Genomic DNA, 14,902 nt, shown 5'->3' on the forward strand with positions numbered 1-14,902 from the left:
GTCTCGTAATGCAACATCGCCAACAGTGCGACGTTCGGCTGCATAACGTCAATCCATTCATTTTCCGGCGAACGCACCGTCACTACAATCGGCTGCGCGTACACATCTTTCGCGCTGACGAATCGTGAAAAAAAGTAGGGCAAAAAGTCTCGTTTCTCTCCTCTCTCTTTATCCATTTTGGGAAACCCGATGCCAGCTATCATTTATACCTTTCTTGTTGCATGTCTTATCTAACTTGTGCGGTCTTAGTCTTGCTACATTCATTTTCGTCTTTCTATTGTCGATTATAGGGATTTCACTTTTTTCATGGTATTTACATACGGGACAACCTACGATAGGAAACGCTCACCACAAAATGAAAAAAAGCCGAATCTCTCCTTCTTCACAGGGAGTCCCGGCCTTCTACTATTTGGTTATTTACTTGCTCCACCATCGAAAAGCGCTGTCAGATGATAAACCAGCACCCGCTCAATCCGCTCCTTGTCAACGCGCTTCGGCTCCAGCAACGCATGCAGCGCCAAGCCATCGATGAGCGCATAGAGCCTCTCCGTTTCCAAGTCCTTGTCTACCTGTTTAGGAAGCATGTGAAATTGCTCTGCATAGTTTATGATTTTTTGCAGTCCGCGATAAATCCCGTCGTGCTGCGCATCAAACACCTCTTGTTTATGTCTAAAGTAGGCTGTAAATGCGAACCAAACTTCCATTTCTGCCATCTTTTCTTGATTTGTCGGGACAAGCTCCAGAACCAACTTCATGATTTTGTCTTTTGGCGGATCGTCTTCCAATAAAGCGATTTTCTCGATTCGCGCTGTCGCCCTTTCTTTCACGAGCTGCATTGCATAAATCAGCAGTTCATCTTGTGTGGAAAAGTAATGGCGCAGAGCACCTAAAGATAGACCTGCTTCTTTGGCGATGTTTCTGACCGTCGCTCCCTCCATTCCCAGCTTTACAATCACTCGCCACGTCGCTTCGGCAATTTCTTCTTTTCTTTTCTCATGATCGATCAGTTTTGGCATAGCTGTATTTTATCAAGATAGGCAGGCCCAAGCAATTAAATAATACAATTGTATTATTTAAAGACAGATGCTAACATATTTATATAATACAATTGTATCACAAAAAATTTCGTGTCCTGATCAAGGAAGAGAAACCGCCAGAGGAGACATGTACATTGAATTTGATTGCATGGATGATCGTCAAATGTGAGATAGCCTTTTGGGTTGTCATTGGATTGGGGTTACTCACACGGTATGTATTCAAACAAAAGAAGGCCGGTTTGTTTCTGTTAGCCCTGACTCCCTTCGTTGATCTTCTTCTGCTCATCATCACCGGGGTGGATCTGTACCGCGGAGCCATCGCGACGACTGCTCACGGACTTGCCGCTGTTTATATTGGAGTATCCATCGCCTTTGGGAAAAGTATGATTCAATGGGCCGACGATAAATTCCAGTACTATTTCACCAAGCAAGCTTCTGGGAAGCCTAAGCGATACGGCATCGAGCATGCCAAACACTACGCCAAAAGCTGGCTTAAGCACCTTTTTGCCTTTTTGATCGGGGCAGCCCTGCTCGTCGCGATGATTTATTTCATCGATGATCCATCTCGAACGAATGCACTGCTGCAAATTACAAAGCTTTGGACGATTGTTTTAGGGATCGATCTTTTGATTGCGGCCAGCTATTTCATCTGGCCCAAGAAGAGCAAGAGCATAAGCGCATCATAAAGAAAACGGCCCTAATACTTGAGTGTCAGGGCCGTTTTTTTTTGCACAGGTATCCTATTTTTTTAATCGGTACGGCACAGTAGCGATTTTGACATCTTGTCGAGCAAAAAGGTAAGCTCGCAGAAAAAAACTGGTTTGGTTATGAAGCAGGTTGTGCCACCAACGTTTGGTAATAAATTGCGGAATCATCACAGTCACATGATCCGTTTCTGCCTTTTTCCATTCAACCGTATCAATAAACTTAAATAATGGTTTAATGATACTCCGGTAATGAGAACGTAAAACAATCAACCGCACACCAGGATTCCACTGCTCCCATCTCTCTTCCATTTTCTTCATCTCTTCATCACTGAATCCAACATAGACGGCCACGATGTCATCAGACAATGACTTGGCATAGCTAATGGTGTTTTTTACAACCCGTGAGATGCCAGCTACCGGGATGACAATCACACTTCCTTTTGGCTGGGGCTTTTCTGTTGCGATATCCAGTCGAAGCTCCTCGGCCAAATCACTGTAATGCCCATGAATCTTCCGGAAAATAAAAATAACGATAGGAAGGAAGATGAAAATCGTCCACACATGCGAAAATTTGGTAATCAGGAAAATAAGACAAATCGTAAGGGTAGTCAGCATTCCAATGGTATTAATAACAAAAGGAATGAACCATCCTTGTGGTTTTTTGGTTATCCATCGCTTCATCATTCCTGCTTGAGACAACGTAAACGGGACGAATACACCAAGTGCGTATAAAGGAATTAAATTCTCCGTTCTTCCTCCAAAAGAAATCACCAGAATGGCAGAGAGAACACCCAAGAAAATGATACCATTCGAAAAGCCAAGACGGTCTCCACGGACCATAAACATGTTCGGCATGAATCTGTCTTTGGCTAGCATAAACGCGAGCAAGGGGAAAGCAGCAAAAGCAGTATTGGCTGCAAGGAATAGAATCAGGGCTGTAACCGCTTGAATAAAGTAGTAAATGACTCCTCTCCCAAATATAGCTGACGCGATTTGCGATACGACCGTTTCCTTTGGATTTGGGGCGATACCATACGAATAAGCCAGTAAACTAATACCCATGAACATCATGCCGAGGATGAGTCCCATCATGACGAGGGTTAAAGCCGCATTTTTCGGTGCAGGATTTTTGAAATTGGGGATCGCATTCGAGACGGCTTCTACTCCTGTTAGCGCTGAACAGCCAGAACTGAATGCCCGTAAAAGCAAGAATAAAGTGATCCCCGGGACAGCTACACCGTATACTGGCGTTTGAGCATGCACATTACCCGCGATCCATTGAAATCCCCCGCCGATGATCAATAGAAAAATAGCAGCGACAAACAGATACACAGGATACATTAAAATCGTTGCAGATTCTGTGATCCCCCGTAAATTTAATATGGTTACCGAGGCAATCATGAGAAGAGCAATCAGTACACGGTGATTATGAAGCACCGGAAAAGCGGAAGTAATGGCATCTGTGGAAGCCGAGGTACTCACCGCCACGGTTAAAATGTAATCTACGAGTAAAGAGCCACCCGCAACTAATCCAGCCGATGTGCCGAAATTGTCTTTGGCCACTATATACGCGCCACCGCCTGTTGTATAAGCAAAAATGGTTTGGCGGTAAGACAAAATCAGTATCGTTAAAAGACAGACGACCGCTATCGATATGGGGATAGAATACCATAAGGCTACTGCACCCATTGTAACGAGCACGAGAAGAATTTGTTCCGTTCCGTAGGCTACAGAAGATAAAGCATCAGATGAAAGCACAGCTAATGCCTTTACCTTGTTTAACTTTTCTTCCCCCAGCTCATTTGATTTCATCGGTCTGCCAATTATCAATCGTTTAAAACCCGGTACCATGCTAATTCTCCTTACCAACATTTTTTGTTAGCTTCCCCTCTTCTGCAAAGAAATAACAAACAAAAAGCTCGCCTGTTATCCATATAGAAGGCTTCGTGATCGTGAAATGGATAATTTCACCCTTTATGGGACAGTATCTAAAAATGAGTGATCGCTCTCTATTGACACTCCCGAAAGGTGATGAAGCATCATGGTCGATCTCGGATTGCTCATTATTCGTCTCGTTTTAGGATTAAGCTTTGTTGGGCATGGGAGTCAAAAATTATTCGGTTGGTTTGGTGGACACGGAATCAAGGGGACCGGGGGCTGGATGGAATCGGTTGGAATCAAACCGGGTGTCTTGATGGCTACGATCGCGGGCATTCTTGAGCTGGTTGGCGGACTCTTATTCGCTTCCGGGTTCTTTTTCACGCTGGGCGCGGCTATGATTGTGATCGCCATGCTCGGTGCCATGAAAGTTCACCTGCCCAATGGCTATTGGATTGATAAGGGCGGTATTGAGTATTTAGTCGTCATTATTGCTGTAGCAGTGGGTCTTGCGCTTATTGGTCCTGGTCTGTATTCGCCGTAATTGTTTTCTTTCAGCAAAAAGAGGCTTGGGTTTTCGTTTTACCCCGAGCCTCTTTCGCATGACGCATTTGATCACTGCTTCCTACGTTTAGAAGAGTTGATTTAAATGATTTTGCGGCGCTTCCTTCCGTTGTATTCGCTCTATATTTTGAACGAAGAAACGGTATCTGGTTTCGTGGAATTTGGTTCCATCCGGCATACCTGCTGTATGAGGAGTTAGGATGACATTTTTCAAAGCTCGAAGCTCACTGTTCAAGCTCAAAGGCTCAGCAGTAAATACATCAAGACAGGCTCCGCCAATCACCTTGTTTTTGAGCGCTTCGATCAAATCGTCTTCACACACAATAGGGCCTCTCGCTGTATTCACAAGCAGCCCATCGTTTTTCATTTTATCTAAAAACGATTTATCTACTAAATTTCGTGTCGACTCATTTAGAAAAATATTGATTGTGATTACGTCTGAATTGGCAATCAATGTATCTAAATCAACCAATTCGACGTCATCGCTTTGAATGCTTTTGTTGGTATCATAAGCCAGTACGTTCATCTGAAACGCTTTTGCAAGCTCCGCTACTCTGGACCCAATCGCGCCGAAGCCGATTGTCCCGATCGTTTTCCCCCGCAGCTCGCCACCGACGTACTCCAGCTTCGTTTCGTCTCCTCCATTTTTCATGAAATGATCCAGAAACGAAATGTTCTTGTAGTAACCAAGAATGAGAGCCATGATATGCTCGGCTACTGCATTCGCATTTACACCAGCCGCATTGCTTACCCAAATGCTTTTTTGGGTGCACGCTTCAATGTCGACATTATCAAAACCGGCCCCCGTCTGAACAAACTTTAATTGTTGGGCTTTGTTCAATAAGGCTTCGTTTACTTCGATATGCTCTGGAATCAACACATCCGCTTCGCTGATAAATTCCTCGATTCGCTGCGGTTCAACAATGTGAATTTTCCAATCTTGCGGAAACGATTGAATCACTCTTTGTTTCGAATAATCGTTAAAGTACCCTGTAATTAGTACATTCATGTAGACAACACCCCCTGTAAACAGTGTTTATGCATTTGCCCAAGCTTCAAAGAAGGTCCTCTTTATATTAGCGATAACAAGCTTCGGAGATTCATCCTCAAGACAGCCCACTTCAAATGTAATCACTGGCTTTCTCGTTGGTTTTGGGCTTTTAAAAAAGTCAATTTCTCTGAGCGTTGTAATAAACTCGGTAAGCTCTGCAACGCCTACCTCCGAATCTTTGACACCAAAAGGAATGTGCTTATCGCCGAAATATCGGGCTTGTCTGTCTTTGATGTAGCTATTCCCGATGTGGATATGCGTCAAATAGTCTTTGGCCAGCCACAGTGATTTGTGCGGATCTTCTCCCATAATCGGAAGATGGCTTTGATCAAGCAGCAAACCGAAATTGTTATATTCGCTGCGGATGATTCTTGCTACGTTCACTGCCTCATGGGTAGGGCCCAGCAAATATTTGCGGTCAACATGCCGATCCCCGATCTCTAGAGAGATGCACAGCTCATACTTTTCCGTTTGCGCTTTCTCCTTCGCGTACTTGCATAGCTCCATCGCGGAGGCAATAAACGCCTGTATGTTTTGCTGTTTCCTTTCTTCTCCTTCAAACTTCCCTGTCACGATATGCATGATTTTTGCACCCATCTCATAGCAGTGGTCAATCAGCATGTGACACTTTTTGATAGACTCTTTTCGAATAAGTTGATCTAGGGAGCTTACATCAATCTGCAGCTCTCTAAAAGCATCTCCGCCGTTGAAAATGATTTCCACACAACTGTACTGCATATGCTTTCTCGCAAGCTCCCTCGCCTCTTTATCAGCCATGTACGAAACTTCCACTGCCGTAAAAAAGGGGTCTTCCAGAATCGTTAACAGACTGGAAATCATCTGTTCCGGCTTGCTTTGCGGAAAAGGAAACAGCTTAGGAAGTACAATGCCGATACTCGCTGTTTTCTCCAGTTGATCCATCATACGATTTTTCCAGACACGATGAGCTCAGGCAGTTCTTTCACGGTGTCGATCACATGCGTATGGTAGTACTTACCCCACACTTCGATTGGAGTCGAGCCTTGCATCACGCCAATAATCGCTTTGCAGCCTGCATTGTAGCCTTCGAGCATGTCAGCAGGTGTGTCGCCGATTTTAATGACCTGTCTTACATTTTGCACATTCAAGAATTCCATCGCTTTGAAAATCATGAATGGAGCCGGGCGTCCTTTGCCTTCTGGAACCATATCGAGATCGACAGCATAATCAATCAGGCCATTCTTCACCCAACCGAGCGACTCCATAATGACGCTGTTGATGTCTTTATGAAAGCCTGTCCCTGTCGCTACTTTGATACCATTCTCCTTGCACCATTTCAGCGTTTCGGTAGCGCCTTCGATTTCTCGGCAATTTTCCTGATAGTAAGCAATCATGTATTCGGTGTATCGTTCGTACAGCTTAACGGCCTCATCATGGGTCGTATTGTCGATGTCTACTTCGAAGTTTTTAAAGTCGATGATGTTTCCTTTTGTTCTGGCAATTAAAAATTGATAGAGATGAATTTTGTTTGTACCCATATGGGTGCTGATTTCATCTTTTGTCACATTCAATCCGTATTCCACTGCCGCTTTATGAAGACAATCTCTGACTCCGTTGTTATCCTCTACAAGTGTTCCCGCAAGATCAAATACAGCTAGTGCGATGTCGTTTTTCATGATTCATCTCTCCATTTTATTAAGGATGGGAAAGGAACCCACGCGCATCTCTCATAGCGAGCTCCCTTCCATACGTGCTTGCTCGTGACGCTTATTGCTTCAGAGCCTTGTCGAGCTCAATTTGCGCTTTTCTTTTCGCTTCTTTCAACGCTTCCGCTGCCGGGATGTTTTCGATGAGCACTTTGTCTTTCGCAAGCTCAATCTCCGCATAAATTTTGCCGCCTGTCGGATCTACAAAAGGAGCGATGCCATTTGTTTTTGCCTGTTCCAAAGGAACCGATAAATATGGATTTTCTTTCAATTTATTTTGGTAGATCTCTGTTTTCACCGCGCTGTCCCGAATCGGAATATAGCCTGTTTCTACTGCCCAGTAAGCCGTTTTTTCCGCTTCCGAGAAGAACTTCACGAATTCCCAAGCACCTTGCTGCTGCTCTTTGGAGGACGCTTTGAACAAGTTAAACATGACAGAGGTCGCTACAGGTCTAGGCTTTTCTCCATGAAATCCTTTTTGCATCCCAGTTGCCACTTTGGTAAAATCCAGATCGCCTCCGTCGCCAGAAGAACCTGTGTATCCTGCAGATTTTCCATTCATCACATTGTCGATCGTTTTATACCACCATTCCCAGCCATTCCCGCCATAGACGGTGTCCATGATCTTGTCCTCATGAATCCATTTGCGAATGTTGTCCCAAGCGTAAATCCATTCTTCCGAGTCGATTGTAACGGTCTTCCCGTCTTCGCTGACGATATCGCCGCCGGCTGAACGTGCGTAATCGATCATATGCTCTGCGTACCACATGACAGACCAGCCGCTAATGCCTTCCTTTTCTTTGATGAGCTTCGCCGCATCCGCCAATTGTTCGAAGCTTTCCAAAGAATTGTAATCAATCTTGTATTTTTCAAAGATATCTTTTCGGTAGTACATCATTTGTGTAGCGACATAGGCCGGAACACCCAAGGTTGCCTCATTGTACTTGCCTTGCTCCAACAGCAGAACATCGTCCTTTTTATACTCGGGTTGATTGATATACTCATCCAATGGAAGCAGCGCATCGCTTTTTGCCAGCTTCATAAATTCCGGGTAACCGTTAATAGACAGTGCAGGAGGCTTCCCCGCTGCAAGTGATGCTTGTAATGCTTGCAAGGTTTCACCATAGTCCCCTTGGATCACCGGCACGACTTCATATTGTTGATTTTGGCTGTTAAAGTCTTTCACGATTTTTTGCATCGTCTCCCCGAGCTTACCGCCAAGACCATAGTAGAATTCCAGTTTGACTTTTCCTTGAGGCGCTGAAGCTGCATTCGCATTGCTTTCCGATGAAGATTGATTCGAGCAACCGATTACCCCTGTCATAATGAGTGCAAAACACATGATCGAAGAAATGACGCTCTTGGCGTTTCTTTGTCGCTTTTCCACAATGATGCCCTCCCGATAAATAGCTGTTTTCGTCTCCATTAGCGATGCCCACATTTATCAGTACCTGGTTCCCAGCTCAGCACATCACCACCTTATTATTTGTTCACATACAGATTCGCCATGGAATGAATGATTCGTTTGCTGGCAACGGCCAACAGGATTAACATCGGCAGCAGCGACACCGCACACGCCGCCATGGCTAGTGGAAAGTCCATTCCATAACCTGCCTGACTCATAAACAGCCTCCGCAAACCAATCGTGACAAACATGTTTTCTTCTGACTTGATGAGCAAGGAAGGCCACATGTAGTTGTTGTAGCTGTAAATGAAGGTGATCAAGACCAGTGAAGCAATCGCATTTTTGCAATACGGAATATACACCGTGAAAATCAGCCTCAAATGTCCCGCCCCATCCAATTTCGCTGCATGGACGACTTCTTTTGGCACTTGAACGAAAGATTGCCTCAAGAAAAAGATCGCAAAGATGCTGATAAATTCACTGAGAATATAACCCGTATGCGTATCCAACAGATTCACTTTGGACAAGAGAATAAACGAAGGAATATACGTTACAGCTGATGGGAGCATGTACGTAGCCAAGATCAGCACAAAACAAAATTGCACCCATTTCTTCCGGACCGTCGTGAATACATACGCTGCAAAAATAGCGGATACAATCTGAAAAACAATGATGATCAAGCTGACAGAAATGCTGTTCCACAAATAAAGAAGCATCTTGGTATCCGTAAATACGCGAATGTAATTTTCAAAATGAAAGGTCGACGGCAAAATACTCCCGCTGTAGACCTCGTTTTTTGGCGTGATCGAAATCAAGAACATCCAAATAAACGGAAATACCATGATTACACTTACGACAGCTAACGCTGCGTAACGGATGCCTGTTTTGACTTTTGCCCAGCTCAGTGCCCCCACCTCATTTCTTAAACAGGATTTTGGATACGCCGAAATTTAATGCGCTGATCAAAAGGCAAATCACTAGGAAAATCATTGCCAATGCAGAAGCTGGACCGGTTTCATACCACTCAAAAGCTAGCACATAGAAATAGTACAAAATGGTTGAGGTCGCACCTGAAGGGCCGCCTTGCGTCAAAATATAAATCTGATCATAGGCTTTGAGCGAATTCAGCGTAAAAAAGATAAACAAGAATACGAGAATGGGGGAGATGGCGGGCAGGGTGATTTTCACTAATTTTCTCAGCCCTTTTCCGCCGTCCAAATCATTGGCCTTCTCTACTTCTGGATCTAGCTTTGCTAAGGCAGAGGTCAGCAACAGGATTGCCAATCCCAAATACTGCCAAATGGTTACGATAATGACGACAATCATTGCCGTCGTTTGTCCACCCAGCCACTTAACCGGCTCTAAACCTACACCTTTTAAAATCAGATTGACGATTCCCGAATCACTGTCGAATATGCTGACCCATACCATTGAAACCACGACAGTCGGGGTTATCCACGATGAAAAAGCAGTCGCAACAAAGAAATTGCGAAATGCTTTGATTTTGTTCAATAAGGTAGCCGCGTACAGCCCCAAAAGAATTGGCGGAACGACTGTGAAAAACGTAAACACGAGCGTATTCATCAGTACTTTTGCAAAAAAGGTATCGCTGATTAAATTTTTGTAGTTGTCTAATTGCACATAATTGAATGTCGGTGAAATGTAATTCCAATCCGTAAAGCTAATGTGGAACGTCTTGATCATCGGATAAATCCAAAAAACAACTAATGGAATGAGAGTCGGCAACAGAAGTGCTAGCGACCATAGGTTGTCTTTTCCATTTTTGCTGATTAGCCTGAGCATCTATTCGTACTCCCTGATCATGTCATTGATTTTGGTACCGTCGCATTCGTGAGAGATTTGAAACAGCTCTGCGATCGTCGGTGCGATGTTTTGCAGATGCGCTTCCTCTATTGTTTTGCCTTTCTCGATCCCTTCACCCATGCACACCATAAATCCATTCATCTCATCGACATTGGAAGGATGGTACCCGTGCAAGCTTTTCATCTCCATGTATTTGGGCTGTTCTGGAGCAACGATATCTTCGCCGCACACCTTATGATTCAGGTCCAGGATGCCGACAGGCTTGTATTCTGAACGGGCTTCTCCGGTAATCTCATAAAAGTGATTTACTTCTGTAAATTGATTGAAGCAATCCATGATTTCTCGATTTTGCAGATGGCAAAGCGAGCTGTAGAACAATAACGACCCGCTCCCGTCGCCGACGAACCGGATTTGTTTGTTAGATAGCTGTTCCCGCCAGCGGCTTTGCGCCAAAATCTCATTCGGATAAAAGAACGATTGAACATCACTTTGTCCATGATCGGAAAAGAGAAACAAGTTGTATGGTTGTTGCGATTTTCTGAGTGTGAGATCAATTTGCCCGATATGTTCAAACAGCCTCTCAAGATATTCGGCTGCTTCCATAGAATCTTTTCCATAGTGGTGGGACAGAGCATCATACCCGACAAATCGTGCAGCGATAAAGTCATATGCCTCTGATTCAATCGTCTGGATCGTTTCGTGCAGTGCTACGTTATCGATCTCTACCACTGAAGCTGCGCCTTGAAGCTTTTTTTTGCTGCTCGATTCAGTGACCAGATGCTGAATATACGGGTTGCCAGTCGTTAACGGCCAATGAATGCAGCAGCTCCTAAGCCCATTTCTAGCCAGTGAGTAAAAGAGCGTTTGTTTATGTAGTGCTTCATTACAAATGCTGTCGTGGTCTTTGTACAACTCGATTCTTTCCATGGTTTGCAAGCGAGCCACAACATTGTCAAAGACAAGATGCTTGTCAGGATTGTTCCCTGTGATCGCCGCTGCATGAGCATGAAACGTAACCGAAGGAAACGTCGTGATCATTTTTTTACAGTACGAAAAGCCTTTCCCGACAAATTGCTGTGCGCGGCGTTCAAAGATTTGATAGCTTAAACCATCTAACGAAAGAAGAACATTCATTGGAGGCTCCTTACATTTTTTTGCGTATTTTTGTCAAACACATGGACATGGTTTGCCTGCATTCCCACATACAGCTTTTGCCCCTTTTCATACGTTTGCGTAAAGCTTTTTTTCACAATGAAATGGGATGTCTTGTGCTTTAGATGCAATAACACATCCGTCCCGATAATTTCCGTAAACAAAACCTCCATGACAAATGCATTGCTGCTGTCTTCCGTTATGAAACAATGCTCAGGCCTGACCCCTGCTACTACTCTCGGATGGTCTTTGATCACTTCTATCGGCAAGTCCGTTTCCACGAGTACTCCGTCAGTATCTACATAGGTTTGTCCATCGCGATTAACGAGAACAGCATCCAGATAATTGATTGGTGGTGAACTGATGAAGCTAGCAACAAACATATCGATGGGACAATCAATGATTTCCATCGGAGTACCGATTTGTCTAAACTTTCCTTCTGTCATAATTGCAATCCGATCACCTAGCGTGACTGCCTCCACCTGATCATGAGTGACATAAATAAAAGTAGAATCCAGGCGCTCATGAAGTTTTTTTATTTCAATTCTCATTTCATTACGCAGCTTCGCATCGAGGTTGGATAACGGCTCGTCCATCAAAAAGACCTTTGGTTCTTTGACGATCGCTCGCCCGATTGCAACCCGCTGTTTTTGCCCACCTGACAATTGGCTGGGGAGCCGTTTCAACAAGGGATTGATCTGCAAAATTTCGGCTGCGGCATGAATCCGCTTTTCTCGTTCGGCTTTTTTCACCTTTTTGATTTTCAGCCCGTAAGCCATATTCTCAAATACGGTCATATGCGGATACAGCGCATAGTTTTGAAAAACCATCGCTACCCCGCGATCCTTGGGTTCCACTTTATTTACACAAACATCGCCAATGTATATTTCACCTTGTGTGATGTCTTCAATACCGGCAATCATGCGCAGCAAAGTGGATTTTCCACATCCGGACGGTCCGAGCAGCACGAGAAACTCTTTATCTTTGATATGCAGGCTTAAATCATTTAGCGTGTGCTTATCATCTGTATATTGTTTGGATAATGCCTTCAACGTAATACTTGACATGATCAAAACCCCTCATCCAATTTTCGTAGTCGGCGTCGTTCTGACAGTTGCAACGGGGACTAGATTTTTCTTCCAATTTATCATTCAATTTCTATTGAATTTTTGATAGAATCATCATGTAATAACTAGATAATGAACTTCTGTACAAAAAATATTGTACATTCATCGTAAACAACCTGTGTTAACGGGGTGTCAATTTCAGTTTGTTTTTTTGTAAAGGTATGCTCGCAATTCGTAAATATCAAAGGAGAGTGTCTGTATGAAGCAGATGACCACACAGGCTCAGGAAGGGTCGTCGCTGCGCCGTAATGAATTACGCGCCCAAGTCATCGAAGCTATTGCGCAAACGATGGATCTCTACGGCGCCAACCATTCTTTCGGCAAGCTGTACGGTATCATGTTTTTCGAGGATAAGCCGATGACACTTGAGGACATGAAAGACTATATGAATATGAGCAAGAGCAACATGAGCTATGCAATCCGATCACTGCTTGATTCCAAAATGGTCACCAAGCTGGAGGAGAAAAAGGATCGGAAGGATCAATATGTGGCGGAGACCGATTTTTTCCAGACCTTCCGTGTCTTCTTTACTATGAAGCTGCAGCGGGAAATCGACGTCATGCTCGGGGCAATCAATCAAGTGGTTCCCGAGCTTTCAGAAATGGTACTTGCGGAAGACACATCCGATACCGAAAGACAGGAATGCCTGCGTGACCTGCATAAGCTGCGCCACGGCGTAAGCTATTACACCTGGCTGCAGAAGTTCGTGAATGGGCTGCGGGATGGGGATTATCTGGATCAGGAATGAGGATAATCGCGGAATCGCGGCCTTAGGTTAGGTGGTCGGTGTGACTGTGGTGGAGGAGAGGAAAAGGGAGAAAACGCTCCAGCTTCTTGGGACCCCTGCTGAGGCGTCATCCCTGCACGGTTCCATGAAAAAAGCGAAACCGCGTCCAAAGTAGCCGATTCATGACGCTTCTCAGAGGTGGACGCTTAAAAACGTGTTTCCCTTTTTTCATTCCACCTCGGCTGGGCCCCAAAGAGCTTCGCTTTTTTCTCCCTTTTCCTCGGCCAGCCTTGGATCTTACCCCTGCCTTCTTCTGGGAGCTTTCCACGGAGTTTCTTTATGGACAAACCAAAATGAAACAGAGGCCTTCTGGCGGAGTCGCGGTGGCCCTTATACTGGATAGGAATTTTATAAACGCTTCTCTGTACAAAAAAACAGCCCTATTCGTAGAGGGCTGTTTTCTTCATTCATTTTTGTGTAAGGATAACATAGGGAGCGGGGGTTGGGTGCTGCTTACGCCCAGTCCAATGCCACTTCATTGACACCATAGACAGCTAACGTCTGGGCAAGCAATGCCCGCATTCGCTCGACTTGCTCGGCGCTCACCTTTGTGTCGGTACGAAGCGTGACCACACCCGATTGATTTTGAAAGGAGACAGCCTAAAGCGAAGTATGCTCGGGAAACGGATTTTCGAGCCCATCTCGCCGCTCGCGCAGCAATTGCTGAATCGCCGTTATTCTCGGTGCCTTGATCGACGTCAAATTGATCGATTCTACCTCCACCGGGACAATCTGCTCAGCGTCAAATAAATAGATCGTGTAGACTTCCTTACTCTCCCGATTTTCTTCTCTATTCTCTTCGGAGCGAAGTGTTCCTTCTTCCATTTGCTCAAGCAAGTCCATTACTTCCGTAGTCTCTTTAAAACCTTCAAAACGATACAGCTCTTGTCCGTCTAAAGCCAAAAAGAGCGTTGTCGGGTTCGCCTTGATACGGTAATGATTCGTTGTTTCATGATCCGCATCGACATAGACCACTTCATAGCTAGTGTCCTGTTTAACAGATAAAACCTCACCTAGCACGGTCTGTATGGACCGCCCCATCGGGCAAGCGGATAACGTAAATAGCATCAGCTTTGCAACTTGCTGGCTTATCTCGACTCACTCCTGTTTACTTCATGTTTGAAATGGCTTTCTCTATTACTTCATAGTTGATGGCTCCTTGAAACTTTTCCCGAATGACTCCATTGGAATCCAGCATATAGGTAGTGGGATAGGCGACGACCTGGTAGGTTTGTGTGACTTCCCCTTTTTGATCCAACACAATCGGGAATGTCAGCTGTTGCCCCTGTACAAAATCTTTTACGACGTCCATGTTTTTCTCCGAAGGGGTTAAATTGACACCCAGAATAACGACGTCTTTCGCTTGGTAATCCTCGTAAAATTTTTGCATATGGGGCATTTCTATTCGACATGGAGGGCACCAGGTTGCCCAAAAATTCACCAGTACTCTCTTGCCTGCAAAATCAGCTAGCTTGACCTCATTCCCATTCAGATCCGTCAGCGAAAAGTCAGGCGCCACTTGTCCCTTTTGCGTACCCGTCTCCAGATTAGCTATGCTTGCCTCCTTGGATTGTCCTGTTTCTAACGAAGATGTTTGAAACAAATCGTATCCGCCATAAACGACAAGTCCAACCAACAAAATGATCGCGATCATACTTTTTTTCAAGCCCTCGTACCTCCACTTG

Annotated in this window: 15 protein-coding genes; 3 read left to right on the plus strand and 12 right to left on the minus strand. The window is 44.7% G+C overall.

Features of this window, described 5'->3' with window-relative positions; translation table 11 throughout:
* Window positions 1-413: 413 nt before the first annotated feature.
* Complete coding sequence (locus ACIFQN_RS15575) at window positions 414-1,016, minus strand: TetR/AcrR family transcriptional regulator (RefSeq protein ID WP_429833948.1); 603 nt, start codon at window positions 1,014-1,016, stop codon at window positions 414-416.
* Window positions 1,017-1,171: 155 nt separating this feature from the next.
* On the opposite strand from ACIFQN_RS15575, the gene ACIFQN_RS15580 reads away from it, so the two are divergent.
* Window positions 1,172-1,723, plus strand: a complete 552-nt coding sequence (locus ACIFQN_RS15580) for a hypothetical protein (protein WP_429833949.1) — start codon at window positions 1,172-1,174, stop codon at window positions 1,721-1,723.
* Between the two features lie 54 nt (window positions 1,724-1,777).
* Here the strand turns inward: ACIFQN_RS15580 and ACIFQN_RS15585 are convergent, their stop codons facing one another.
* A complete protein-coding gene (locus tag ACIFQN_RS15585) occupies window positions 1,778-3,595 on the minus strand; it encodes an APC family permease (RefSeq protein WP_429833950.1) in 1,818 nt (605 codons plus the stop codon).
* 190 nt (window positions 3,596-3,785) lie between these two features.
* On the opposite strand from ACIFQN_RS15585, the gene ACIFQN_RS15590 reads away from it, so the two are divergent.
* Window positions 3,786-4,166, plus strand: a complete 381-nt coding sequence (locus ACIFQN_RS15590) for a DoxX family protein (RefSeq protein WP_429833951.1) — start codon at window positions 3,786-3,788, stop codon at window positions 4,164-4,166.
* Between the two features lie 87 nt (window positions 4,167-4,253).
* Here ACIFQN_RS15590 and ACIFQN_RS15595 read toward each other — a convergent pair whose 3' ends face one another.
* The 8 genes from ACIFQN_RS15595 to ACIFQN_RS15630 all read right to left on the minus strand — a co-directional run bounded on the left by ACIFQN_RS15595 (window position 4,254) and on the right by ACIFQN_RS15630 (window position 12,370).
* Window positions 4,254-5,195 (minus strand): NAD(P)-dependent oxidoreductase, encoded by a 942-nt coding sequence (locus tag ACIFQN_RS15595; RefSeq protein ID WP_429833952.1) that lies wholly within the window; start codon window positions 5,193-5,195, stop codon window positions 4,254-4,256.
* Window positions 5,196-5,222: 27 nt separating this feature from the next.
* Window positions 5,223-6,161 (minus strand): sugar phosphate isomerase/epimerase family protein, encoded by a 939-nt coding sequence (locus ACIFQN_RS15600; RefSeq protein ID WP_429833953.1) that lies wholly within the window; start codon window positions 6,159-6,161, stop codon window positions 5,223-5,225.
* Complete coding sequence (locus ACIFQN_RS15605; RefSeq protein ID WP_429833954.1) at window positions 6,158-6,892, minus strand: HAD hydrolase-like protein; 735 nt, start codon at window positions 6,890-6,892, stop codon at window positions 6,158-6,160. Before ACIFQN_RS15605 ends, ACIFQN_RS15600 begins: the two co-directional genes overlap by 4 nt.
* Window positions 6,893-6,983: 91 nt before the next feature.
* Window positions 6,984-8,309 carry an ABC transporter substrate-binding protein gene (locus tag ACIFQN_RS15610; RefSeq protein WP_429833955.1) on the minus strand — a complete coding sequence of 442 codons (1,326 nt, stop codon included), beginning with the start codon at window positions 8,307-8,309 and terminating at the stop codon, window positions 6,984-6,986.
* A 95-nt stretch (window positions 8,310-8,404) separates the two neighbouring features.
* Window positions 8,405-9,241 carry a carbohydrate ABC transporter permease gene (locus ACIFQN_RS15615; protein ID WP_429833956.1) on the minus strand — a complete coding sequence of 279 codons (837 nt, stop codon included), beginning with the start codon at window positions 9,239-9,241 and terminating at the stop codon, window positions 8,405-8,407.
* Window position 9,242: 1 nt separating this feature from the next.
* A complete protein-coding gene (locus tag ACIFQN_RS15620; RefSeq protein ID WP_429833957.1) occupies window positions 9,243-10,130 on the minus strand; it encodes a carbohydrate ABC transporter permease in 888 nt (295 codons plus the stop codon).
* On the minus strand, window positions 10,131-11,285 hold the full coding sequence (locus tag ACIFQN_RS15625) for an alkaline phosphatase family protein (RefSeq protein WP_429833958.1): 1,155 nt from the start codon (window positions 11,283-11,285) through the stop codon (window positions 10,131-10,133). It abuts the gene before it with no gap.
* Window positions 11,282-12,370: an ABC transporter ATP-binding protein gene (locus ACIFQN_RS15630; RefSeq protein ID WP_429833959.1), complete on the minus strand. Its 1,089-nt coding sequence runs from the start codon at window positions 12,368-12,370 to the stop codon at window positions 11,282-11,284. The genes ACIFQN_RS15625 and ACIFQN_RS15630 overlap by 4 nt, the downstream gene beginning before the upstream one ends.
* Before the next feature lie 259 nt (window positions 12,371-12,629).
* Here ACIFQN_RS15630 and ACIFQN_RS15635 point away from each other — a divergent pair, with 259 nt between their 5' ends.
* Window positions 12,630-13,178, plus strand: coding sequence for a GbsR/MarR family transcriptional regulator (locus ACIFQN_RS15635; RefSeq protein WP_429833960.1), 549 nt, complete (start codon window positions 12,630-12,632; stop codon window positions 13,176-13,178).
* Window positions 13,179-13,817: 639 nt separating this feature from the next.
* On the opposite strand, the gene ACIFQN_RS15640 is transcribed toward ACIFQN_RS15635, so the two are convergent.
* Window positions 13,818-14,285 (minus strand): hypothetical protein, encoded by a 468-nt coding sequence (locus ACIFQN_RS15640; RefSeq protein ID WP_429833961.1) that lies wholly within the window; start codon window positions 14,283-14,285, stop codon window positions 13,818-13,820.
* Window positions 14,286-14,325: 40 nt separating this feature from the next.
* Window positions 14,326-14,883, minus strand: a complete 558-nt coding sequence (locus tag ACIFQN_RS15645; RefSeq protein ID WP_429833962.1) for a peroxiredoxin family protein — start codon at window positions 14,881-14,883, stop codon at window positions 14,326-14,328.
* Window positions 14,884-14,902: the final 19 nt, after the last annotated feature.

The sequence above is a fragment of the Brevibacillus sp. NRS-1366 genome (assembly GCF_050467985.1).